Below are 22,849 nucleotides of genomic sequence, written 5' to 3' on the forward strand. Positions count from 1 at the left end.
AAGGGGTAAAGAAACAGCCAACGGTGTCACTGACGGGGCTGAGAGCGGCGCGGATACCGGCGGAAGACGGACCGCGGGCGGGTGAAGCGGGTGAAGCTTGGGCCCTCCTGCGTGCCGCGGGGCATGCATGGAGATCCCGGCCGTATCCGGACGAGTCGGTGGACACGACGCGCCGGAGGCGAGAGATGAACCCAAGAACCGACCGAAACGACCCCTCCGCCGACCCCTCCATCCACCAGGTCCCGGTCCTCATCGTCGGCGGTTCCCTCGTCGGCCTGTCGACCTCACTGTTCCTGGGCCGGCTGGGCGTACGGCACACGCTGGTGGAGCGCCACTCCGGCACCTCCATCCACCCCCGCGGCCGGGGCAACAACGTCCGCACGATGGAGCTGTTCCGGACCGCCGGCGTCGAGCCGACGATCCGTCAGGCCGCCGCCACCCTCGCCGACAACCACGGGATCCTGCAGACCCCCACCCTGGTCGGCGACGCGGGCGAGTGGCTCTTCAAGGAGATCGACGCGGGCGGCGGACTGGCCCGCTTCAGCCCCAGCTCATGGTGCCTGTGCAGCCAGAACGACCTGGAGCCGGTGCTGCTCGACCACGCCAGGGGCCTCGGCGGCGACCTGCGGTACGGCACCGAACTGATGTCGTTCGACAGCGAGCCCTCCGGCGTCACCGCGGTGGTCAAGAGCCGGGAGACCGGCGAGCACACCACCATCCGCGCGGACTACCTCGTGGCCGCCGACGGCCCCCGCAGCCCCGTCCGCGAGCAGCTCGGCATCGGTCTGAGCGGCCCCGGCGACCTGTTCAGCAACGTCAGCATCACCTTCCGCTCCCGCCGCCTCGCCGATGTCGTGGGCGAGCGCCGCTTCATCGTCTGCTACCTGACCGACCCGGACGCCGACGGCGCCCTGCTGCCCGTGGACAACCGTGAGAACTGGGTCTTCCACGCCCCCTGGCACCCCGAACACGGCGAAACGCTGGAGGAGTTCACCGACGAGCGGTGCGTCGACCACATCCGCCGGGCGGTCGGCGTCGCCGATCTCGACGTACAGGTCACCGGCAGGGCTCCCTGGCGCGCCGCCCAACGGGTGGCCCGGAGCTACCGGTCGGGACGGGTCTTCCTGGCCGGCGACTCGGCCCACGAGATGTCCCCCACCGGGGCCTTCGGCTCCAACACCGGCATCCAGGACGCGCACAACCTCGCCTGGAAGCTGGCCGCGGTGCTCGGCGGCTGGGCCGGGGAGGGGCTGCTGGACACCTACGACGCCGAGCGCCGGCCGGTCGCGGAGGCCACCAGCGCCCGGGCCGCCGTCCGTTCGGTGGAACACAGCCATCCCGGTTTCACCCCGCCGCCCGGCGCGGGTGGCGGCAGTAACGGCGGCGGCCCGCAGCGCGGCATCCTCAACGTGGCCCTCGGCTACCGCTATCCGCAGGGCGCGGTCGTCGGCACCGACCCCGCGGCGCCCGTGGTCCCCGAACGCCTCGACCTGTCCGGCGAACCCGGCAGCAGAGCGCCCCACATGGCGGTACGGCACCGGGGTGAACCGATCTCCACGCTGGACCTCTACGAGCGGTCGTTCGTCCTGCTCAGCTCCGCCGGCGGTCCGAGCGGCTGGCACGAGGCCGCCGTAGGCCTCGCCGACGCGATGTCGGTGCCCCTGGCCTCGTACCGGGTGGGCGAGGGACCCGACGCCGAGCTGACGCCCGAGGGCGCCGCGGACTGGTCGGCCGCGCACGGGACGACGCCTGAGGGCGCCGTACTCGTGCGGCCCGACGGGTTCGTCGCCTGGCGGTCGTCCGGGCCGGTGCCGGACGCCGGGTCGGCACTGCGCGAGGTCCTGGCCGCGCTGCTGGCGGTGGTCTGATCCGGACGGGAGGGCCGAAGGCACGGGAAGGCCGGAGCGATGCCGCTCCGGCCTTCCCGGCTGAACGGGGCGGGGCGGCTGCCCGGCGCGTCCGTGCGGGGGAACGTGATCCGCCGCTCGTGCCACCGGCCTCGGCCGATGTGAACTCGCCTGCCGGGCAAGCCCGTTGCCTCAGGGCGACAGCCGCTTCGGGCCGGAGCCGCCGGGTCCGGCAGCCGGACGGATTCACCCGGGTGATCGTCTTGGGTGGTGAGGGACGGACAACTGACTGACGGTGGATCACGTCGGGGGCGGGCCACCTCAGCTGACGAAGCACCAGCTGCCCGGTCACCGACGGAAGGATCATCAGATGCGTTCTGCTCGCACCATCCTGGCCATCGCGGCGGCTTCGACCGTCCTCGCTCTCGGTGCCCCCGGCGCCTACGCGGCCGGCGACGACGGGGACCACACCGGCTCCGGCTACAGCAAGGACCACAGCAAGGACCAGGGCAAGGAGAACGGCCAGGAGCACGGCCGCGAGAACGGCCAGGAGCACGGCAAGGGCAGCGACCACGAGTCGCCGCACGGCGGCATGCACACCGGCGGCGGTGCGCTGACCGCGGTGAACGAGGACGACTGGGGCACCGCGAAGGACCCGAAGCACGACCCGGAGACCTACAAGGACAAGGACGAGCAGGACGGGAGCTCCTGGAGCGGCAAGCAGGACGGCTCCGGCTCCTGGAAGGGTGACCACGAGAAGCCCAGCGGTGGCATGCACACCGGCGGCGGCGCGCTGGCCTCGCCGGCCATGACCGCGGGCGGGCTCGCCGTCCTGGCGGTCGCCGGAACCGGGCTCTACGCGGCGCGACGCAAGAAGTTCGCCGGAAGCGTGGCCTGACCCATGCCGGGTGACATAGCCGCTGTGGCCGCCACGCGCGCGCCGCGTGGCGGCCCGGCGGGCCTCCCCCGTCCCTCTTCCGATTTGCTGCCGTGTCCCGGCGAGGTGGTGTCCGATGGCAGTTCGTCCTTCTTCCCCCACAGACAGTCCCGGCGGATACGAGCCGGCCCCCACGGGGCGGGGATCCAACACCAAGGTGATGCTGGGTGCCGTGGCGCTCCTGGTACTGGCGGTGAGCCTGTTCGGCGGCCACGACACGTCGTCCGACGCCCCCCGCACGCAGCGGGCCGCCGCACCCGCACCCGCGTCGGTCCCGCCCGCCGGGCAGCCGGCGGACCGACCGGCGGGTGAGCCGACGGTCAGGTCCCTGCCGCGGTCGGAACCCGTGCGGCTGCTCATCCCGAAGATCTCGGTCGACGCCCCCTTCACGGAGCTCTCGATCGGCAGTACCGGACAACTCGAACCACCCCCCGCCGCCGACACCAACCTCGTCGGCTGGCACGCCAAGGGAGCGTCCCCCGGGGAGGCCGGCACGTCGGTCATCGCCGGGCACGTCGACACGGCGACCTCGGCGGCCGTGTTCGCGGACCTCGGCGAACTGGCGAAGGGGGACGTCTTCTACGTCGACCGGGCCGACGGGCGCCGGGCGTCCTTCGTGGTCGACAGCGCGGAGACGTTCGCCAAGGACGACTTCCCCAGCCGGCGCGTGTACGCCGACACGGCACAGGCCCAGGTCCGGCTCATCACCTGCGCCGGCGACTACGACCACTCGGTCCGGGACTACACGGACAACCTGGTCGTCTTCGCCCACCTCGTCTGAACCGGCCGCCACCTGCGAGCCGGTCCCCGCGTCCGAGCCGGTCCGTCCCGGCGTCCGGGCCGCCGGTCACCCGCACGGTGTCTCCGAGTCGCGCGCTCCGCGGAGCGGGATCAGGATCGAGGCACGCCGACGTCACTCCCCACGTGGCCGACGTCGGCCCGCCGCCGGGTCACCCCCGGCCCCCCGTCCCACCCCACCCGCCCCGCCTCGTCGAGGAGATGTGCGCAGGATGACCACCACGTCCGAACGTGTTTCCCAATCGCTTGCGCAACAGGCTTCGCAGCGTGTCTCGCAGTCCGTGTTCGACGGCTCCAGGCTCCGTGTCGTCCTGCTGGTGGACGTGTACGACGGAGCCCAGCAGCAGTTCCTGGAGGCGTACGAGCAGTTGTGCGCCCAGGTCGCGTCCGTTCCCGGGCATGTCAGCGACCAGCTGTGCCAGTCCATCGAGAACCCCTCCCAGTGGCTCATCACGAGCGAGTGGGAGAGCGCCCCGCCCTTCCTCACCTGGGTGAACAGCGAGGAACACGTGCGGATGGTGGAGCCGCTGCACAGCTGCGTCCGGGACACCAGGTCGCTGCGCTTCCACGTGGTCCGCGAGACCGGCGGCCCGGCCGCGGACACCGGGCCCGGTGAGCGCCGGCTCCAGACGTCCCCCAGGATCGGGGACGGCCTGATCCGTCACGCGCTCACCTTCACCGTGAAGCCGGGCAGCGAGGAAACCGTCGCCAGGATCCTCGCCGACTACGTCTCACCGGAGCCGCGGGTCGACGACACCACCCGGCTGTGCCGGACCTCCCTGTTCATGCACGGCAACCGGGTGGTCCGGGCCATCGAGGTGCGCGGCGACCTGCTCGCCGCGCTGCGTCACGTGGCCCGGCAGCCCGCGGTGCGGGCCGTCGAGGAGGCCATCAACCCCTATCTGGAGCAGGACCGGGACCTCGACGACCCCGAGTCCGCCCGGGTCTTCTTCACCCGCGCGGCGCTGCCCGCCGTACACCATGTGACGACGGGCCGAAAGGGTCCGGACGCCGTACGGCACGCGTTGTACTACCCGGCGCGCGAGGGCCAGGGCATGCGGCTGGCCGAGTTGCTCGCCCGGCAGGACGAGGCGGCGGCCGACGATCCGCGGGGACCGGTACTGCGCAGCACGATCTTCCAGCGCGACGACATCGTGGTGCGGCTGGTCGACGTGAGCGGCGGGCTCGACAGCGACCCCGGGCCGGTGCTCGGTCTCACGGACCGCGCGCACGCGGCCGAGCTGACGGCGCTCCTCGACGGCGAGGCCCTCGGGGTGGACGGTGCGGCGCTGAACGCGGACGCCGCCACCCGCCTCCTCACGGTCTCCCGCATGGAACTCGTCACCGACCGTCGCGCCCCTGACGCCTGACTCTCCGGCACTCCCTGTCGGCCACGCCCCTGTTCGGAGGAACGCCGTGATCAACCGTCATCCCGGAATCGTGGATCTCAGCGAGGTCGAGCCCAACACTCGGCGCGGTGGCGATCTGCGGGCCCTGCTCACCCCGACCACAGTCGGCTCCACCAGCGGTTTCATGGGCGTGGCCATCGTGCAGCCCGGCGACCGCATCGCCGAGCACTACCACCCGTACTCCGAGGAGTTCATCTACGTCGTCCGCGGGCAACTGGAGGTGGACCTGGACGGTGAGCCCCACCCGCTGCGGCCCGAGCAGGGGCTCATGATCCCCGCCCATGTGCGGCACCGCTTCCGCAATGTGGGCGAGGTGGCGGCCCAACTGGTCTTCCACCTCGGCCCGTTGGCCCCCAGTCCGCCGCTCGGCCATGTGGACACCGAGGACGCGAACGGCGTGCCGATCCCGGTGGAGACGGCCGAGCGACCCCGGGTCCGCTCATGAGCAGGCGCGTGGCGGTCACCGGCATAGGTGTCGTCGCCCCGGGCGGCATCGGCGTCCCGGCGTTCTGGGACCTGCTGGCGAGCGGCCGTACGGCGACGCGCGGCATCACGTTCTTCGACCCGTCCGGGCTGCGTTCGCGGATCGCCGCCGAGTGCGACTTCGACCCGGCGGCGCACGGACTGGACGCGGAGCAGATCGCCCGGTGCGACCGGTACATCCAGTTCGCGCTGGTCGCCGGGCAGGAGGCGGTACGGGACTCCGGCCTCGACCTCGCCGCGGAGAACCCCTGGCGCGTCGGGGTCTCCCTGGGCACCGCGGTCGGCGGAACCACCCGGCTGGAGAACGACTACGTCCTGGTCAGCGAAGGAGGCCGGCGCTGGGACGTGGACCACCGGGAGGCCCGGCCGCATCTGCACCGCGCGTTCTCGCCCAGCACCCTCGCCTCGACGGTCGCGGAACGGTTCGAGGCACGCGGGCCGGTGCAGACCGTGTCCACCGGCTGCACCTCGGGGCTCGACGCGGTCGGGTACGCCTTCCAGACCATCGAGGAGGGCCGGGCCGACATCTGCCTGACCGGCGCCTCGGACTCGCCGATCTCCCCGATCACCATGGCCTGCTTCGACGCCATCAGGGCCACGTCCCCGAACAACGACGACCCGGCCCACGCCTCCCGCCCCTTCGACGCCGACCGCAACGGGTTCGTCATGGGTGAGGGCGGTGCCGTCCTGGTCCTGGAGGAACTGGAGCACGCCCGGGCCCGCGGCGCGCACGTCTACTGCGAGCTGAGCGGCTACGCCACCTTCGGCAACGCCTACCACATGACCGGTCTGACCCCCGAGGGCGTGGAGATGGCACGGGCCATCGAGGACGCCCTCGACCAGGCCCGACTCGACGGCACGGCGATCGACTACGTCAACGCGCACGGATCGGGCACCCAGCAGAACGACCGGCACGAGACGGCCGCGGTCAAACGGGTCCTGGGCGCGCACGCGTACGACACGCCCATGAGCTCCATCAAGTCCATGGTGGGGCACTCCCTCGGCGCGATCGGGGCGATCGAGGTCGTCGCCTGTGTGCTGGCCCTGGCCCACCAGGTCGTCCCGCCCACCGCGAACTACGAGACCCCGGACCCCGAGTGCGACCTGGACTACGTCCCGCGCGTCGCACGTGAGCGACGACTGGACAACGTGCTCTCGGTCGGCAGCGGCTTCGGCGGCTTCCAGTCCGCGGTGATCATGAGCCTGCCGAGGGAGACGACACGATGAGCACCTCTCGTCCCCGGCGCGCGGCCATCACCGGAATCGGCGTGGTCGCGCCCAACGGAACCAGCACCGAGACCTTCTGGAAGTCCGCCAGGGAGGGCATCAGCGTCCTGGACCGGATCACCCGCGAGGGCTGCGGGCACCTGCCGCTGCGGGTGGCCGGCGAGGTACGGGACTTCGACCCGCCCTCGGCCGTCGAGGAGCGCTACCTGGTGCAGACCGACCGGTTCACGCACTTCGCGATGGCCGCGGCCGACCAGGCACTCGACGACGCCGGCCTCGACCGGCCCGACACCGACGGCGCCCCGTTCTCCGTGGGCGTGGTCACCGCGGCCGGTTCCGGCGGCGGCGAGTTCGGGCAGCGGGAACTGCAGCAGCTGTGGGACAAGGGCAGCCGCTTCGTCGGGCCGTACCAGTCCATCGCCTGGTTCTACGCCGCGAGCACCGGCCAGATCTCCATCCGCCGCGGCTTCAAGGGCCCCTGCGGTGTCGTCGCCGCCGACGAGGCCGGCGGCCTGGACGCCCTGGCGCATGCCGCGCGGGCCGTGCGGCGCGGCACCGACGTGATCGTGGCCGGCGCGACGGAGGCCCCGCTGGCTCCGTACTCGATGGTCTGCCAGCTCGGTTACGAGGAGCTGAGCACCGTCGGCGAACCGGACCGCGCCTACCGCCCGTTCACCGACGCGGCCTGCGGATTCGTGCCCGCCGAGGGCGGTGCCATGGTCGTCGTGGAGGCCGAGACGTCGGCCCGGGAGCGGGGCGCAAACGTGCGGGCCACGTTGGCCGGGCACGCGGCGACGTTCACCGGCGCCTCCCGCTGGGAGCAGTCCCGGGAGGGCCTGGCGCACGCCATCCGGGGCGCTCTGCGGGAGGCCGCGTGCGCTCCCGAGGAGATCGACGTGGTCTTCGCGGACGCGCTCGGCGTCCCGGAGGCGGACCGTGCCGAGGCGCTGGCGCTCGCGGACGCCCTGGGCGCGCACGCCGGCCGCGTCCCCGTCACGGCGCCGAAGACCGCTTTCGGCCGGGGCTACAGCGCGGCACCGGTGCTGGACAGCGCCGCGGCGGTGCTCGCGATGGAGCACGGACTGATCCCGCCCACCCCCAACGTCTTCGACGTCTGCCACGACCTCGACCTCGTGACCTCCCGCGCCCGTGCCGCCGAACTGCGCACGGCGCTGGTCCTCAGCCGGGGACTCATGGGGTCCAACTCGGCGCTGGTGCTGCGGCTCGGCGCCGGCGACGCCTCCTAGCGAGGCATCGCGAACACACCACCACCCTGCAAGGAGAGGAACCGCATGAGTGACCGAATCACCGTGGAGGAGCTGGCCGAGCTCATGAAGAAGGCCGCCGGAGTCACCGTCGCCCCGGCAGAGCTCCAGCAGCGGTACGACTCCGGGTTCGACACGTTCGGCATCGACTCGCTCGGTCTGCTCGGCATCGTGGGCGAGCTGGAGAACCGGTACGACGCGTCGATGCCGCCGGACGCGGAGAAGAGCGGGAGTCCCCGGCAGTTCCTCGAGCTCGTCAACAGCGCGCTTCTGACGGGGGCCTGACATGACCGGACACACACAGAACGAGGTCACCATCGCCGCTCCGGTCGACCTGGTCTGGGACATGACCAACGACGTCGCGAACTGGACGCAGCTGTTCACCGAGTACGCCTCCGTCGAGATCCTCTCGGAGGAGGGGAACAGGACGACGTTCCGGCTCACCATGCACCCGGACGACAACGGCAAGGTGTGGAGCTGGGTCTCGCAGCGCGAGACGGACCCCGACACCCTCAGCGTGCGGGCCCGCCGCATCGAGACCGGGCCCTTCGCCTACATGAACATCGTCTGGCAGTACGAGAAGGTGCTCGAGGGCACCCGGATGGTGTGGACCCAGGACTTCGCGATGAAGCCGGACGCACCGGTCGACGACGACTGGATGACGGACAACATCAACCGGAACTCCAAAGTCCAGATGGCGCTGATCCGGGACCGTATCGAGCAGGCCGCCACGGAACGCCGGCCCGCACCCATGCTGTCCGACTGATCCGCCGACTGATCCGGACGAAGGACGCAACGATGCACCAATCCCTGATCGTCGCCCGTATGGCCCCGGGCTCCGCCCTGGACATCGCCAAGGTGTTCGAGGAGTCGGACCGTGGGGAGCTGCCGCACCTCGTAGGGGTCACCCGGCGCAGTCTCTTCCAGTTCGACGACGTGTACCTGCACCTCATCGAGTCCGAGCACGACCCCGGGCCCGCCATCGCGAAGGCGGCCGGACACCCCGAGTTCCGGGACATCAGCGAACGGCTCTCGGCGTACGTCACCGCGTACGACCCGGCGACCTGGCGCTCCCCGAAGGACGCCATGGCGCACCGCTTCTACCGCTGGGACCGAAACGCCGCTTCCTGAGCCGGTCGCCGCACCGCCGCCCGCCGGGCACGCGAGTCTCGCGTGCCCGGCGGGCGGCGTTCTCACCGCGCTGCCGTCACTCGGGGACGGTGCAGTCGAAGGCGTGCAGATAGGGGTTGACCGGCCGGATGTCGTCGATGACCAGACCCGCGCCCTTCAGCCTGCCGACCATGCTCTCGGTGGTGTGCTTGGCCCCGCCGACGTTGAGGAGCAGCAGCAGGTCCATGGCCGTGCTGAACCGCATCGAGGGCGTGTCGTCGACGAGGTTCTCGATGACCACGACCCGCGTGCCGGGGCCGCCCGCCTCGATGACGTTGCGCAGGGTGCGGGTCGTGCTGTCGTCGTCCCACTCCAGGATGTTCTTGATGACGTACACGTCGGCCTGGACCGGGACGGCCACCCGGCAGTCACCGGGCACCAGACTCATCCGGTCCGCGAGCGCTCCTCCCGGACGCAGCCTCGGGTCGGCGTTCTCCACCACCCGCGGCAGGTCGAGCAGGGTGCCGTACAGCGCGGGGTACTTCTCCAGCAGGCTCGCCACCACATGCCCCTGGCCACCGCCGATGTCGGCGACCGACTTGCTCCCCGACAGATCGAGGAACTGGGCCACGTCCCGCGCGGACTGCACGCTGGACGTCGTCATGGCGCGGTTGAAGACGTCGGCCGACTCGGGGGCGTCCTCGTTGAGGTAGGGGAAGAACTCCTTGCCGTACAGCTCCTCCACGACGTTGCGGCCGGAACGCACCGCCTCGTCCAGCATCGGCCACGCGTCCCACGTCCACGGCTCGGTGCACCACAGCGCGATGTCGCGCAGGCTGTTCGGGTCGTCCTTACGCAGCAGCCGGGACATGTCGGTGTGCGCGAACGTCCCGTCCGCCTGCTCGGCGAAGATGCCGTAGCAGGTCAGGGCCCGCAACAACCGGCGCAGCGGCTTCGGTTCGGCCTTCACGGCCGCCGCGAGGTCCGCCGCGGCCATGGGGCTGTCACCGAGGGCGTCGGCGACACCCAGCCGGGCGGCCGCGCGCAGGGCGGCCGCGCACGCCGCCCCGAACACGAGCTCCCGGAGCCGCATGGACGGCATGGGAACGGTCTGAGCGGTTGTCATGTGCCGCCTTCCTTCTGTGAGTTCGTCGAGTTCCGTGGATTCTTCGAGTTCTGAGGGGTCACGGCCGGTCAGCACATTCCCGTGGGGCGGGACGCCCGGCAGGAGTTGCCTTCGAAGGTGTTGCCCTGCCCGGTGTCCGCGTTGACGAGGTCCGCCGGGGCGTTGCCCTCCAGCACGTTGTCGGTGATCCGGTTCCGCTCGCTGGTGGTGCCCACGAAGCTCTTGAACAGGACGATGCCGCCCGACATCGACGAGGTACCGACGTTGCCGATGACGCGGTTCCGCGTCACCAGGGTGTCCTCGGCGCCGGTCAGCACGATGCCGGAGCCCTGCAACGCGTCCAGCCGCGCGGTCTTCGGGCACGACTTGTTGTTCCGCGCGATGTGGTTGCCGCGCACGGTCAGCGCGCCGGCCTTCGGCTTGTTCTCGTCACCGACGACGAAGATCCCCGCGCAGTTGCCGGTGAGGTGGTTGTCCTCGACGGCGAGGTTCCTGAGGCGCCGGACGGTGATGCCGATCCGGTTGCCCTCCAGGCGGTTGTGCTCGACCACCGTTCCCCCGGTGTCCGAGGCGCCCGCCTCCTCCTTGATCGTGTTCGCGAGGAACAGGCCGGCGTCGCCGTTGTCCCGGGCGGTGTTCCCGCGGAACACACCGCGGACCGAGCGCTCCGCGGCGATCCCCCACACCCCGTTCTCCACCGCGGTCACGTTCCGCACGGTCAGCCCGTCGGTCGCCATCGCGAACACGCCGGTCCTGGTGAAGCCGGTCACGGTCAGGGAGGCGACGGTGACGCCCTCGACGTCATGGTCCTTCGTGCCGACCACGCAGATGCCGTTGCCGCCCTCGGCACAGCTGTTGGCCGCCTTCGTCGTGGCCGGCTCGATGACGGTGCCGCGGCCCATGCCCCGCAGGGTGATCCCGGGGGTGGTCACCTTGACGCTCTCGCGGTAGGTGCCGGTGGTCAGCAGAACGGTGTCCCCCGGCTCGGCGGAGTCCACCGCTTTCTGGACCGACTCCCCTGGAACGACCACATGGGTCATATGGCGGGCGGCCGCGGGCGGGGCGGCTCCGAGCCCCACCGCGATGAGCGCCGCGGTACATACCAGGTAGGCAATGCGCACTTTCGTCATATTCATGACGGTATGACGAGAGGGTCGCGAACAGGCCCGATAGACCATCCGGTGGCGTGTCATCCCCCGCCCGCGGAGTGACCCGATGCCCGCACCGCTCGTTCGGTTGTCCGGGAACCACCCCGGGATTGTCCGTGATCGGTAACGGACGCATCCCGCGGCCGCCGTCCGTCGTCCTGTCAGGTGGTCACACGGTGACCAAGGGGATCGGCGTGAACTGCGGGAAAGCGGGGCGGACATGGCACGGCACGGCGGCGGGCGTGGCTGGTACGGCAAGGTGCTCGGCGCGGCACTCGGGGTGACACTGCTCGCCGCCGGCGCCTCGGTGTGGACCGCGCAGGCCGGTGCCCTGGGCGGCTCGTCGCCGAAGACGAAGGTGTCGGCCGCGCCCGGCAGCGCCGTCAAGCCGGTCGCGGTGACCATCGTGCACGCCTCCGACAAGGGGGCGCGCGGCGTCAACATCACCATCGACGACGGCCCCGACCCCGCGTGGACCCCCCAAGTGCTGGACGTGCTGCGGGAGTACGGGGTGAAGGCGACGTTCTGCATGGTGGGGACGCAGGCGCAGGCCCACCCGGACCTCGTGAAGCAGGTGGTCGCGGCCGGGCACCGGCTGTGCGACCACTCGGTGTCCCACGACACCACCATGGACAAGAAGTCCGAGGCCTACCAGTCGCAGGAGATCCTCGGCGCCGAACGCATGATCACCGAGGCGTCCGGGGGTGTCCGGCCGATGTACTACCGGGCGCCCGGCGGGGCGTTCACCCCGTACAGCCGCAAGGTCGCCGCCTCCCACGGCATGCGGCCGCTGGGCTGGAACGTGGACACCAAGGACTTCGAACAGCCGGGCACGGACGCCATCGTCGCCACCGTCGAGCGGGAACTGCCGAACGGGCCGACGCTCCTCTTCCACGACGCGGGCGGCGACCGCTCCCAGACCGTCGAGGCCCTGCGCCAGGTCCTCCCCCGCCTCAAGGAAGAGGGCTACGCCTTCGGCTTCCCGGTGCGCTGAGACCACAGGACGGCGATGGCCCCCCACCACTGCGCGGGCCGATGGCGGATGATGGCCGCCATGCGCATCCGCATCGACGCCGTCGACCTGCCCGGGCTCACCTGCCCTGCCCCTGCCGACGGCAGGGTCCCCGTGTACGACAACGTCCATGTCGCCGTGCAGCGGCGGGACCGCCCGGCCGAACTCCTCGATCCACAGCCCGGTGACGCGCCGTCCGCGACCTGGAGCCTGGAGTGCGCCACGAGTTCCTCCGCCGACGGCACCGAGGTCACCGGCCCGTATGTGCAGGACCGCCTGGGCCGGCGGTTCATCTATCTGTCGTGGGGGACGGTCGACGAGGCGGGGACGTTCACGATGTTCCGCCGCGCCAAGCTGCTGCTCGACGTCATCCCCGCCGAGGTGCTCGCCGCCGCCGCGCGCGACGGGCTGCTGGTCGGGCGGCTCGGCCTGACCGACCCGAAGGGCGGGCCCCTGTGCGCACGGGTCGAGCCCCCGCACATCACCTGGACCGCCGCGCGCGCCGGCTCTCCCGGACCGATGTGACCTTCATTGCGTCAGAGGGGTCCCGGCGTGTTCACCGCCGTTGCGCCCGTCAACGGCGACAGCAGCGGCGCACGGCACATCGGCCCAGGTCACGGCCCTGTGGACGAGCACCGGCGACAGGAACACTGCATCCACGCAGGCCAATATCTGTCCTTGCGGAGTGAGAAATAGGTGCGGTGCCCGGCGAGTATTCCTCGAACGCCGACCCGAAGTGGAATTCGCGACCGTACAGGGTCGATCTCGGCATGCTAATGTCACTCTCAGTTGCAGGTGTTGTTGCCAGAAGGTTTATTTTTCCGACGGGTTAATCAGCACGGCACGAGGAATCCGCACAGGGCGAATTCCAAGCATCGTCTCCGAAGGAGAAATAACATGGCTACTGGCACCGTGAAGTGGTTCAACTCGGAAAAGGGCTTCGGCTTCATCGAGCAGGACGGCGGCGGCCCCGACGTCTTCGCCCACTACTCGAACATCGCCGCCCAGGGCTTCCGTGAGCTGCTCGAAGGCCAGAAGGTGTCCTTCGACATCGCCCAGGGCCAGAAGGGCCCGACGGCCGAGAACATCGTTCCCGCCTGACACCCGCAGCATCGCGCTCTTCGCAGCTGGGGCCCGCACCTTGGGGTGCGGGCCCCAGCTCGCTGCATTTCAGGGCGCGCGTCGGTAAGGCCACACCGCATCCGACCCCGCCCACGTCTCTCCGGCTCGTTCTCGCGATTCCCTCCGCAGTCCAATCTGCCGCGGAAATTCCTTGCTACGTGCCTATGCGCCCACATCGAGGAAGGTTTCGCTTGAACCGCGAACGCACCACCCGCACCGCCCGCACCACCACCCGCTCCGCCCGCCCGACCCGTTCCTGGGACTCCGCTCCCGCCCGCTCGGGAGCTCCGCGGCGTTCCAAGGGCAACGACCGTCGACAGACCGCGCCCCAGGGCGAGTTCGCGCTGCCGGTGACGGTCACACCCGCACTGCCCGCGGTCGAGTCGTTCGCCGACCTCGCCCTGCCGGCGCCCCTGCTGACCGCGCTCGGACGCGAGGGAATGACGGAACCGTTCCCCATCCAGGGGGCGACGCTGCCGAACTCCCTCGCCGGACGTGACGTACTCGGCCGCGGCCGTACCGGATCGGGCAAGACCCTCGCCTTCGGCCTCGCGGTCCTGGCCCGCACGGCGGGCCGTCGCGCGGCACCTCGACAGCCGCTCGCCCTGGTCCTCGTCCCCACCCGCGAGCTCGCCCAGCAGGTGACGGACGCGCTCACCCCGTACGCCCGCTCCGTGCAGTTGCGGCTGGCCACCGTGGTCGGCGGCATGTCGATCGGCAGGCAGGCCGGCGCTCTGCGGGCCGGCGCCGAGGTCGTCGTCGCGACGCCGGGACGGCTCAAGGACCTCATCGGCCGCGGCGACTGCCGGCTGGACGAGGTCGCCATCACCGTCCTCGACGAGGCCGACCAGATGGCCGACATGGGCTTCATGCCCCAGGTCACCGCCCTGCTCGACCAGGTGCGCCCCGACGGGCAGCGGATGCTCTTCTCGGCCACCCTGGACCGCAACGTCGACCTGCTCGTCCGCCGCTACCTGAGCGACCCGGTGGTCCACTCCGTCGACCCGTCGGCGGCCGCGGTCACCACGATGGAGCACCACGTGCTCCACGTTCACGAGGCCGACAAGCACCGGACGACCACCGAGATCGCCGCGCGCGACGGCCGGGTGATCATGTTCCTGGACACCAAGCACGCCGTGGACCGGCTGGTCAAGCACCTGCTGAGCAGCGGTGTCCGCGCCGCGGCTCTGCACGGCGGCAAGTCGCAGCCGCAGCGCACCCGGACGCTCGACCAGTTCAAGACCGGGCACGTGACGGTACTGGTGGCGACGAACGTCGCGGCCCGCGGCATCCACGTCGACAACCTCGACCTGGTCGTCAACGTGGATCCGCCCACCGACCACAAGGACTACCTGCACCGCGGCGGCCGTACCGCCCGGGCCGGCGAGTCCGGCAGCGTCGTCACCCTCGTGACACCCGGTCAGCGTCGCGGTATGAGCCGGTTGATGGCCTCGGCCGGCATCACCCCGCAGAGCACCTCCGTGCGGTCCGGTGAGGCCGAGCTGTCACGGATCACGGGCGCCCAGGCACCTTCCGGTGTCCCGGTCGTCATCACGGCACCGGCCGCGGCACGCCCGCGGCGCGCCGGGTCTTCCGGGGCCCCCTCGTCCCGGGGCCGCGACGACCGCAACGGCCAGGGGCGCAACGGCGGACGACCGGGGCGTCGGCGTACGCAGCGGCCCGCCGTCGACTCCGCGGCGTAGAGGCGTCGGTCTGCAGTTCACCCATCTCCGAGGAGGCACCTTGACACCGGTCCGGACACAACGGCGACACGCGGATCTCGCGCCCATGACCATGGGCCACACCATGGACGCCCCCGGCCCCCGGGTCCGGGACGACATGACCGTCGAGGTCGCGCTGTCCGTCATGGCCGGTGCCCGGGTCGAGTACCTCCTGCTGTGCGACGGGGACGACCAGTGCACGGGCTCGGTCACCCGGGCCGAGCTCGCTGTCCACCGTGACAGTTCCGCGTACACGGACCGCATCCGACTGCGGGACGTCCTCGGCGGGCAGCACGTACGGACGTAGGAGAAGGGGGCGCGAGACCGCCCGCGAAGACTGATGAGGGCCCTGCCGACACCCGTCGGCAGGGCCCTCATCGCTGTCCGCGGGCAGGGGATCATCCGTTGCCGCAGGTCAGGCTATCTGCTCCTCCAGAGGGCTGAAATCTACTCTTGCCAGAGTAGACATTGAACTCCGGCATGGTTAGTCTTCTTCTCGTAGACACCGGTCGAGCAAGACCCGGCAGACACGAACTGGCGGGTCGCAGTACATGAAGTTCGCAGGTCAGTGCGGTTCTGGAGCACCGAAGCCAAGGAGTTCGCAGGACGGCGACGGGGCTGGGACCCGCACTGGGAGGCAGCAGGTGAAGGGCCTCCGAGAGCATCACCGCGCAGTACCGCAGTACCTGTTCATCCAGTGGTTGGCTCAGAAGAGGACGGAGGAGCAGACGCCATCAGGATCGCCCGGCCCGAGAGGCACTCGGCCGGGTACCGCAAGACCCCGGATTGGAAGGTGGTCCCCGGTCACGCAGCCGCGATCCCCGCACCCCCCTCTCGCAGGGCTGGTAGCGGAAACAGAAGGTCGGCGCAGCATTAGGGCCGACAGATGGTGTTGAATTTCCTTCGGGGCCCTGGTGCCGTACGGCACCAGGGCCCCTCGACGCGTTGTACAACGAGGTGACATGACAGCAGATATTCCTCTCAGTGATCGTCTGGACGACGACGACTACCCCGCGTACACGATGGGGCGGGCCGCGGCGATGCTCGGCACCACGCCGGCCTTCCTCCGCGCCCTGGGTGAGTCCCGTCTGATCACTCCCCTGCGCTCCGAGGGCGGGCACCGCAGGTACTCCCGCTACCAGCTGCGGATCGCGGCACGCGCCCGCGAGCTCGTCGACCGGGGCACCCCGATCGAGGCCGCCTGCCGCATCGTCATCCTCGAGGACCAGCTCGAGGAAGCTCAGCGCATCAACGCCGAGTACCGCCGCTCGGCCGGGCACGAAGCGCCCGGCAGCTCTGTCCGCGGTATCGGCTGATCACGGGGAGATCACCAGCTGACGGCGTCGTCCATCGACTGCTGCCAGTACGTGACCTTGAGCGAGTCGTCGACGTAGACGCCCTTCGCGGGCAGTGACGGGGTGGCACCCCTGCCGACGGTCCCGTTGCCGGAGGGGCCGTGGAAGTAGACGGTCAGAGACTTCGCCGTGTAGCCGTTCGCGCCGCTGCCGTCGGTGGCGGACAGGGCTACCGAGGCGTAACCGGACTGGCCCGGCTCGAGCGTGACGACCGCCTGCGGCTGCGAGTCCTCGATGACCGGCGGCACGGACTGGGCCTCGCCGAACCTGACGGCCGGGTAGCCGTACAGATAGCAGCTCTTGCTGCCGGTGTTGGTCACCGTGAGCAGCATGTGGTTCACGGGGCGGGTCAGCGGGGCCGCGACCGTCCTGGTGGTGGAGCCCTCGCAGGTGACCGCCTTGCCGGCGGTGGAGCCGGCGGGCGTCTTCGCCGCGGTGGCGGGAGTCGCGGCCCCGGCGCCTGAGGAGCCCGTGGCATCCGTCCGCTTCGTGGAGCCGGAGGTCCCCGGGGTTCCCGAGGACGCTGAAGTCCCGGACGGGTCCGCGGAGTCGGAGGCCGTGGCGAAGGAAGAGGCCGTGGCGGAGGTGGTCCTGGTCCCGCTGCCCTCGTCCTGGGTGCCCGTCCCCTCGGCGCACGCGGTCAGCGAGAGCGCGGCGAGGACGGTCGTCGCGGCGGCGGCGACGAGGCGGGTGCGGGAGGTGCGGAGGTCGGACATGCTGCTGGGCCCCTTGGGTGTTCGGGTGGCGGTGGTGATTGGATGACCGAAGCTTGTGAGGTGATCCGTCCCGGCCGCCAGCCACAGCGGGCAGTTGGGGACGCCGGAACGCCGGAACACGGTCTGACCAGGGAGAACACGGTGGACCTGGAACGCGTTTCCGGGACACGGGGGTTGAGGGGAACGGGTGTCGGAGGCAACAGCGACCGCGGAGACGGAGGCGTTCGCGCGCCGGCTGCGGGAGCTCAAGGACCACTCGCGACTGAGCTACGGGACGCTCGCCAAGCGCCTGCACATGAGTACGTCGACGCTGCACCGCTACTGCAACGGCACCGCGCTGCCGGTCGACTACGCGCCGGTGGAACGCCTCGCGCGGGTCTGCCGGGCCACGCCGGAGGACCTGGTGGAGCTGCACCGGCTCTGGATCCTCGCGGACGCGGCGCGTGGGCGCAGGGCGGACCAGGCCCCGGCTCCGGCGAGGGAGCCGGACGAGGAGGGCGAGAGTGGTGATCCGGTGGTCGTCGAAGCGCCGCGCGAGGTCCCGTCGTCGCGGCCCTCGTGGCTCCGTCGCCGCCGTACCGCGCTGATCGCCTCCGTCGCGGTGGTCGCCGCGCTCGGGGCCGTCGCGTACACCCTGCGTCCGACGACCGTCCGCGCCGGCGATACCACGACGCCGACGTTCACCGGCACCCTGGACGTCGACAGCGGGCTGCCCTCCGCCGCCCCCTCCACCGGCGGCAGCGAACCAGCACCGTCCCCGTCGGCCTCCGCCTCCCCCACCGGGACGACCGGTACCACCGACCCCAAGGACACCGCGACCGGCACGGGCCGGCCCGCCGGAACCGCGGTCCCCCTCACCGTGGCCACCCGCCCGTATGTGTACGACAGCCCGTGCAGCCAGCGTTTCCTCGTCGACAGCGAACCCGCGCAGGTCGGCCCGCCGGCCACCGAACCGGACGCCCCGCGCTGGGCCGCCGCGTACGGGGCGGTGTCCTCCGACGAACAGGAGGTCGCCCTCACCGTGCAGGGCACCGGCGAGGAGACCGTCGTACTGAACGCGCTGCACGTCCGCGTCCTCAGCAAGAACGCGCCGCTCACCTGGAACGACTACTCGATGGGCGTCGGCTGCGGCGGCGGGGTCGGGATCAAGTCGTTCGCCGTCGACCTGGACCAGGGCAACCCCATGGTCACCGTCAAGGGCGGACAGCGCGCCTTCCCCTACAAGGTCAGCGAATCCGACCCCGAGGTCTTCTACGTCGTCGCCCGTACCGGGTCCTACGACGTCCGCTGGGATCTCTCCCTCGACTGGTCCAGCGGCAGCCGCCACGGCACCGTCCGCATCGACGACGGCGGCACCCCGTTCCGCACCAGCGCCGACGTGGACCGCCCGGGCTACGACTATCCGCTGGGCGGCAGCGAGTGGATCGAACGGCAGGGCTGATCCCGGCGTACGACGCGGTTCACAGCAGTTCGGGCTGCCGCTGCGGCTGTGGCGCCGGAACCGGCTTCGCTTCCCACCGGGAAACGGTCCTCAGGTACCCGTAGATCACCGAGGTCATCAGCAGCAGGAGCAGCGGCCCGGTCGCCCAGCGGTACTCGGCCAGCTGCGACGGCAGCCAGCGGTACGACACCAGGAGCGCGGCGAAGACCGCGGCACCGTAGGCGGTCAGCCGGATCCCGGACCGGTCCCCGCCGCGGTCGTAGGTGCGCAGGGCCGCCTCGATGGTGAGCGTGAAGACCACGCCGGCGATGAGGTCCACGCCGTAGTGGTAGCCGAATCCCAGCGTCGCGCAGAGCGTGGCGATCAGCCAGAACGCGCCCGCGATCCGGAGGGCACGCGGGCCCCTGCGGGTGTGGACGAAGATCGCGGTGGCCCACGCCGTGTGGAGGCTGGGCATGCAGTTGCGGGGGGTGAAGCCGTCGAACGGGATGGTGTGCGGGGCGGTCAGCGGTGGTGGCGTCCGCGGCCAGAGGTCGGCCACCGCCCAGTGCGCGCTGGGCGGCATCTTCGGCGCCCACAGGCTGATCGACGCCCAGTGCTCGGTCCCGGTGCCGTAGGCGAAGACCGGTCCGACCACCGGGAAGACCATGTAGAAGGCCGGTCCGAGGAGGCCGATCACCAGGAAGGTGCGGACCAGGTGGTGGCGCGGGAAGCGGCGCGCTCTCGCCACGTCGCGCAGCTGGTACAGCGCGACGAGGACCGCGGCCACCGCGAGCTGGCCGTAGACGACGTCGAGGAAGTTGAAGCCGACCTTGCCGGTGGCCGTGATGATCCGGCCCATGACCCAGGACGGGTTGCCCAGCGCGTGATCGGCGAGCGCCACATACGGGTCGAGTACGTCCGGGCGGGTCTTCGCGGTGATGAACAGCCAGGTGTCACCGGTCTTGCGGCCGGCCACCAGCAGCAGGCCCAGCCCGGCGCCCTTCAGCAGCAGGACGCGTTCCGGGCCGGTGCGGCGGGTGACGGCGAGGACCGCGCAGCCCAGGATCACCCACAACGCGCCGTTGCCGAAGGGATGGCCGTGGTGCACCTCGATGCCGAAGGCCGTGCGCACCAGGAAGAACGCGACGTCGACTCCGATCGCGACCCCGATCGCGACGAACCGCTGGCGCCAGGTGAGCACCACCATCGTCAGCGCCATGCCGGCGTACAGCACAGGGCCCGACTTGGGCGGGCACCACAGCTCTCGCGCCTGGCTGGTGATCGGACCCGGCAGGCCGTAGCGGCGCGCGGCGAACTCCAGCGCGACGAGGAATCCGAGCACCACGATGCCCGCTACGACCCACAGTCTGGGTATTTGTCGCAATTTCATCTCTCCCGATGAGCCGCCCGCTCCGACTGGAGAAGATGAACGGATTATGGCCCTGGTTGCGAAGCGGCGCCCCATTGGTGAACGGGACGCGCTTCCAGGTGCCGTGGACAGGGGTACCACCACTGTCCCAGGTGAAGTCGTCGACCGTACCGGCAGTAAAAATCTGTCCCGATGATGCTAGATATTCGCGCTTGGCCACATCATATCCATGACAGGCCGGGCGTCACGACGGCGGTACCCGAGGCCGAATAACTGTCGCAGCCACAGCAGAATCATGTATGGGGTGCGGCGAGTTTTCGGTTCGTCCGGGTCACGGGTCCAGGCGGGCGTAGATCCCCCCACCTGCCATGTGTTAGCGTGGTAAGAGTTGCAGTTTTGGTTTCCGGAGGCCTTTACGGAGTCCTCCGAGTCTTTCCGGGTCTTCCGGAGGGGAGATCATCGCGGCGACTCGGGTTCCGCACAGTGCGGTTCCCGGCACTGCCCCCTAGGGAGATTCAATATGGCATCTGGCACCGTGAAGTGGTTCAACGCGGAAAAGGGCTTCGGCTTCATTGAGCAGGACGGCGGCGGCGCCGACGTGTTCGCGCACTACTCGAACATCGCCACCTCCGGCTTCCGCGAGCTTCAGGAAGGCCAGAAGGTGACCTTCGACGTCACGCAGGGCCAGAAGGGCCCGCAGGCCGAGAACATCGTTCCTGCCTGACGCTGACGCGTTCTACACGGCTGGGGCCCGCATCTTTCGGGGTGCGGGCCCTTGTCCATTGCCAGAATCTGTTTGTTTGCTTTCTCCTCGGCTCTTTCTTGCGAATTCTCGTGCGGTTTCGCCGCGCCTCGGAGGAATTCCTCGACACGTGCCGCACGCATCGAGGAAGGTTCCCCACCCATGAACGGCACCCGTCGCACCGGGAACAACCCGCCCCGTGGCCGGTCCCGGGGGACGAGCCACCAGCGCTCCCGTCCGGCCGCCGCCCCCCGCGGCGAGTTCACCCTCCCCGCCACGCTCACCGAGGCACTGCCCGCCGTGGAGGCGTTCGGCGACCTCGATCTGCCGGAGCGTATGCAGGCCGCGCTGATCGCCGAGGGCGTCGTCACGCCCTTCCCGATCCAGGCCGCGACCCTGCCGAACTCACTGGCCGGCCGTGACGTCCTCGGCCGTGGCCGCACCGGCTCCGGCAAGACCCTCGCCTTCGGACTGCCCCTGCTGGCCCGCCTCGACGGACAGCGGGCCGAGCCCCGTCGGCCGCTCGCCCTGGTCCTCGTACCGACCCGGGAACTGGCCCAGCAGGTCACCGACGCGCTGACCCCCTACGCACGGGCACTGCGGCTGCGCGCCGCCACCGTGGTCGGCGGGATGTCGATCGGGCGGCAGGCGTCCGCGCTGCGGGCCGGCGCCGAGGTCCTCGTGGCCACGCCCGGCCGCCTCAAGGACCTCATCGAGCGCGGCGACTGCAGCCTGGACCAGGTGGCCATGACCGTCCTGGACGAGGCCGACCAGATGACCGACATGGGCTTCATGCCCCAGGTCACCTACCTGCTCGACCAGGTCCGCCCCGACGGCCAGCGGATGCTGTTCTCGGCCACGCTCGACCGCAACATCGATCTGCTGGTGCGCCGCTACCTGCACGACCCGGTGGTCCACTCGGTCGACCCCTCCTCGGGCACCGTCACCACCATGGAGCACCACCTCCTGCACGTCCGCGACGACGACAAGCACGCCACCGCCACCGAGATCGCCGCCCGCGACGGGCGCGTGATCATGTTCCTGGACACCAAGCACGCGGCGGAGCGGCTGGCCAAGCACCTGCTGTCGGTGGGAGTACGGGCCTCGGCGCTGCACGGCGGCAAGTCCCAGCCGCAGCGCACCCGCACCCTCGGCCAGTTCAAGGACGGCCAGGTGACCGTCCTGGTGGCCACCAACGTCGCGGCCCGCGGCATCCACGTGGACGACGTCGACCTCGTCGTCAACTTCGATCCGCCCGCCGACCACAAGGACTACCTGCACCGCGGCGGCCGTACGGCACGCGCCGGGGAGTCCGGCACCGTCGTCACCCTGGTCCTGCCGCACCAGCGGCGCGCGGTGGACCGTCTGATGTCCGACGCCGGTGTCACCGCCCTGACCACCCGGGTCCGCCCGGGCGAGGCCGAGCTGAACCGCATCACCGGTGCCCGCACCCCCTCCGGTGTGCCCGTCACCCTTCCGGCCCCGCCCGCCGCCGAAGCTCCCCGGCGCACCGGGTCGCCCGCCGGGCGTGGCCGCGGCAGCCGCTCCACCCGCGGCCGCCGCAGTTCCACACGTACCGGCCGCTAGCCGTACGACCCACTGACCGGGCCCGGTGGCCGCGCCACCGGCATCCCCCGTCGCGAAGGAGACGAACAGGGCCGCACCCTGGCCGTTCTCACCGTCACGTCCCGACCGCTCCCCGTGGAGGCACCATGCGCATCGTCATCGCACGTTTTCCCTTCGACCTGACCATGAACGAGGTCGAGAGGCTGGTGGAGAGCGTGACGCCCGAACCCGCCACCGGCCAGTGTGTGACCATCGGTCGCCACGTGTACCCGGTCAAGCAGGTCGGTCAGGTGATCACCCGGCAGGACCGCCGCGACTTCACCGCGCACGAGGTGACCAGGGCGCTGACCCGGCTCGGCTTCACCTGCCACGAGGTGCAGCCGCCCCGCCCGGAGGCCTTCAACGACCCGTCGTCGTCGCTGCCCTGGGCCGACACCCCGCTGGGCTGACCCACCGACCGCGACGACCGGCGA

24 protein-coding genes are annotated in these 22,849 nt (G+C 70.9%); 20 read left to right on the forward strand and 4 right to left on the reverse strand.

Going from position 1 to position 22,849, the window contains the following annotated elements; genetic code table 11:
- Nucleotides 1-185: 185 nt before the first annotated feature.
- The 10 genes from ACFYRX_RS13980 (at nucleotide 186) to ACFYRX_RS14025 (ending at nucleotide 9,097) form a co-directional block, all read left to right on the forward strand.
- Nucleotides 186-1,868 (forward strand): FAD-dependent oxidoreductase, encoded by a 1,683-nt coding sequence (locus ACFYRX_RS13980; RefSeq protein WP_389099196.1) that lies wholly within the window; start codon nucleotides 186-188, stop codon nucleotides 1,866-1,868.
- Between the two features lie 349 nt (nucleotides 1,869-2,217).
- Nucleotides 2,218-2,745 (forward strand): hypothetical protein, encoded by a 528-nt coding sequence (locus tag ACFYRX_RS13985; protein WP_389099198.1) that lies wholly within the window; start codon nucleotides 2,218-2,220, stop codon nucleotides 2,743-2,745.
- A 115-nt stretch (nucleotides 2,746-2,860) separates the two neighbouring features.
- Nucleotides 2,861-3,565, forward strand: coding sequence for a class F sortase (locus ACFYRX_RS13990; protein ID WP_389099200.1), 705 nt, complete (start codon nucleotides 2,861-2,863; stop codon nucleotides 3,563-3,565).
- Nucleotides 3,566-3,794: 229 nt separating this feature from the next.
- Nucleotides 3,795-4,952 (forward strand): SchA/CurD-like domain-containing protein, encoded by a 1,158-nt coding sequence (locus ACFYRX_RS13995; RefSeq protein ID WP_389099202.1) that lies wholly within the window; start codon nucleotides 3,795-3,797, stop codon nucleotides 4,950-4,952.
- A 46-nt stretch (nucleotides 4,953-4,998) separates the two neighbouring features.
- On the forward strand, nucleotides 4,999-5,436 hold the full coding sequence (locus ACFYRX_RS14000; RefSeq protein WP_389099204.1) for a cupin domain-containing protein: 438 nt from the start codon (nucleotides 4,999-5,001) through the stop codon (nucleotides 5,434-5,436).
- The gene (locus ACFYRX_RS14005) at nucleotides 5,433-6,701 is read left to right on the forward strand and encodes a beta-ketoacyl-[acyl-carrier-protein] synthase family protein (RefSeq protein ID WP_389099206.1); all 1,269 of its coding nucleotides are present in this window, start codon (nucleotides 5,433-5,435) and stop codon (nucleotides 6,699-6,701) included. Before ACFYRX_RS14000 ends, ACFYRX_RS14005 begins: the two co-directional genes overlap by 4 nt.
- Entirely contained in the window at nucleotides 6,698-7,948 is a 1,251-nt protein-coding gene (locus ACFYRX_RS14010; RefSeq protein ID WP_389099208.1) for a beta-ketoacyl synthase N-terminal-like domain-containing protein, read from the forward strand. Before ACFYRX_RS14005 ends, ACFYRX_RS14010 begins: the two co-directional genes overlap by 4 nt.
- Before the next feature lie 45 nt (nucleotides 7,949-7,993).
- Nucleotides 7,994-8,251 (forward strand): acyl carrier protein, encoded by a 258-nt coding sequence (locus tag ACFYRX_RS14015; protein ID WP_389099210.1) that lies wholly within the window; start codon nucleotides 7,994-7,996, stop codon nucleotides 8,249-8,251.
- Nucleotide 8,252: 1 nt separating this feature from the next.
- Nucleotides 8,253-8,732 (forward strand): SRPBCC family protein, encoded by a 480-nt coding sequence (locus ACFYRX_RS14020; protein WP_389099212.1) that lies wholly within the window; start codon nucleotides 8,253-8,255, stop codon nucleotides 8,730-8,732.
- Between the two features lie 32 nt (nucleotides 8,733-8,764).
- Nucleotides 8,765-9,097 (forward strand): TcmI family type II polyketide cyclase, encoded by a 333-nt coding sequence (locus ACFYRX_RS14025; RefSeq protein WP_389099214.1) that lies wholly within the window; start codon nucleotides 8,765-8,767, stop codon nucleotides 9,095-9,097.
- A 76-nt stretch (nucleotides 9,098-9,173) separates the two neighbouring features.
- Here ACFYRX_RS14025 and ACFYRX_RS14030 read toward each other — a convergent pair whose 3' ends face one another.
- Nucleotides 9,174-10,202 (reverse strand): methyltransferase, encoded by a 1,029-nt coding sequence (locus ACFYRX_RS14030; RefSeq protein ID WP_389099216.1) that lies wholly within the window; start codon nucleotides 10,200-10,202, stop codon nucleotides 9,174-9,176.
- Nucleotides 10,203-10,270: 68 nt separating this feature from the next.
- Nucleotides 10,271-11,332 (reverse strand): nitrous oxide reductase family maturation protein NosD, encoded by a 1,062-nt coding sequence (locus ACFYRX_RS14035; protein WP_389099218.1) that lies wholly within the window; start codon nucleotides 11,330-11,332, stop codon nucleotides 10,271-10,273.
- Between the two features lie 238 nt (nucleotides 11,333-11,570).
- On the opposite strand from ACFYRX_RS14035, the gene ACFYRX_RS14040 reads away from it, so the two are divergent.
- From ACFYRX_RS14040 to ACFYRX_RS14065, 6 genes are all read left to right on the forward strand, one after another.
- A complete protein-coding gene (locus ACFYRX_RS14040; RefSeq protein WP_389099220.1) occupies nucleotides 11,571-12,344 on the forward strand; it encodes a polysaccharide deacetylase family protein in 774 nt (257 codons plus the stop codon).
- A 60-nt stretch (nucleotides 12,345-12,404) separates the two neighbouring features.
- Nucleotides 12,405-12,887: a DUF5990 family protein gene (locus ACFYRX_RS14045; protein WP_389099222.1), complete on the forward strand. Its 483-nt coding sequence runs from the start codon at nucleotides 12,405-12,407 to the stop codon at nucleotides 12,885-12,887.
- A 372-nt stretch (nucleotides 12,888-13,259) separates the two neighbouring features.
- A complete protein-coding gene (locus ACFYRX_RS14050) occupies nucleotides 13,260-13,463 on the forward strand; it encodes a cold-shock protein (RefSeq protein ID WP_006143946.1) in 204 nt (67 codons plus the stop codon).
- A 185-nt stretch (nucleotides 13,464-13,648) separates the two neighbouring features.
- The gene (locus ACFYRX_RS14055) at nucleotides 13,649-15,187 is read left to right on the forward strand and encodes a DEAD/DEAH box helicase (RefSeq protein ID WP_389099225.1); all 1,539 of its coding nucleotides are present in this window, start codon (nucleotides 13,649-13,651) and stop codon (nucleotides 15,185-15,187) included.
- A gap of 85 nt (nucleotides 15,188-15,272) precedes the next feature.
- Nucleotides 15,273-15,512 carry a hypothetical protein gene (locus ACFYRX_RS14060; RefSeq protein WP_389099227.1) on the forward strand — a complete coding sequence of 80 codons (240 nt, stop codon included), beginning with the start codon at nucleotides 15,273-15,275 and terminating at the stop codon, nucleotides 15,510-15,512.
- Nucleotides 15,513-16,167: 655 nt separating this feature from the next.
- Nucleotides 16,168-16,521 carry a helix-turn-helix domain-containing protein gene (locus ACFYRX_RS14065; RefSeq protein WP_389099229.1) on the forward strand — a complete coding sequence of 118 codons (354 nt, stop codon included), beginning with the start codon at nucleotides 16,168-16,170 and terminating at the stop codon, nucleotides 16,519-16,521.
- Between the two features lie 11 nt (nucleotides 16,522-16,532).
- Here ACFYRX_RS14065 and ACFYRX_RS14070 read toward each other — a convergent pair whose 3' ends face one another.
- A complete protein-coding gene (locus ACFYRX_RS14070; protein WP_389099231.1) occupies nucleotides 16,533-17,276 on the reverse strand; it encodes a DUF4232 domain-containing protein in 744 nt (247 codons plus the stop codon).
- Nucleotides 17,277-17,463: 187 nt separating this feature from the next.
- On the opposite strand from ACFYRX_RS14070, the gene ACFYRX_RS14075 reads away from it, so the two are divergent.
- Entirely contained in the window at nucleotides 17,464-18,717 is a 1,254-nt protein-coding gene (locus tag ACFYRX_RS14075; protein ID WP_389099233.1) for a helix-turn-helix domain-containing protein, read from the forward strand.
- Nucleotides 18,718-18,736: 19 nt separating this feature from the next.
- Here the strand turns inward: ACFYRX_RS14075 and ACFYRX_RS14080 are convergent, their stop codons facing one another.
- On the reverse strand, nucleotides 18,737-20,089 hold the full coding sequence (locus tag ACFYRX_RS14080) for a phosphatase PAP2 family protein (RefSeq protein WP_389099235.1): 1,353 nt from the start codon (nucleotides 20,087-20,089) through the stop codon (nucleotides 18,737-18,739).
- Nucleotides 20,090-20,588: 499 nt separating this feature from the next.
- Here ACFYRX_RS14080 and ACFYRX_RS14085 point away from each other — a divergent pair, with 499 nt between their 5' ends.
- The 3 genes from ACFYRX_RS14085 to ACFYRX_RS14095 all read left to right on the forward strand — a co-directional run bounded on the left by ACFYRX_RS14085 (nucleotide 20,589) and on the right by ACFYRX_RS14095 (nucleotide 22,825).
- Nucleotides 20,589-20,792 (forward strand): cold-shock protein, encoded by a 204-nt coding sequence (locus ACFYRX_RS14085; protein ID WP_007383480.1) that lies wholly within the window; start codon nucleotides 20,589-20,591, stop codon nucleotides 20,790-20,792.
- 180 nt (nucleotides 20,793-20,972) lie between these two features.
- Nucleotides 20,973-22,397, forward strand: a complete 1,425-nt coding sequence (locus tag ACFYRX_RS14090) for a DEAD/DEAH box helicase (protein ID WP_389099237.1) — start codon at nucleotides 20,973-20,975, stop codon at nucleotides 22,395-22,397.
- Nucleotides 22,398-22,522: 125 nt separating this feature from the next.
- Nucleotides 22,523-22,825: an SCO5918 family protein gene (locus ACFYRX_RS14095; RefSeq protein ID WP_389099239.1), complete on the forward strand. Its 303-nt coding sequence runs from the start codon at nucleotides 22,523-22,525 to the stop codon at nucleotides 22,823-22,825.
- The last annotated feature ends 24 nt before the right edge of the window (nucleotides 22,826-22,849 follow it).

The organism is Streptomyces sp. NPDC005374 (assembly GCF_042872225.1).
In the GTDB taxonomy this organism is placed as follows: domain Bacteria; phylum Actinomycetota; class Actinomycetes; order Streptomycetales; family Streptomycetaceae; genus Streptomyces.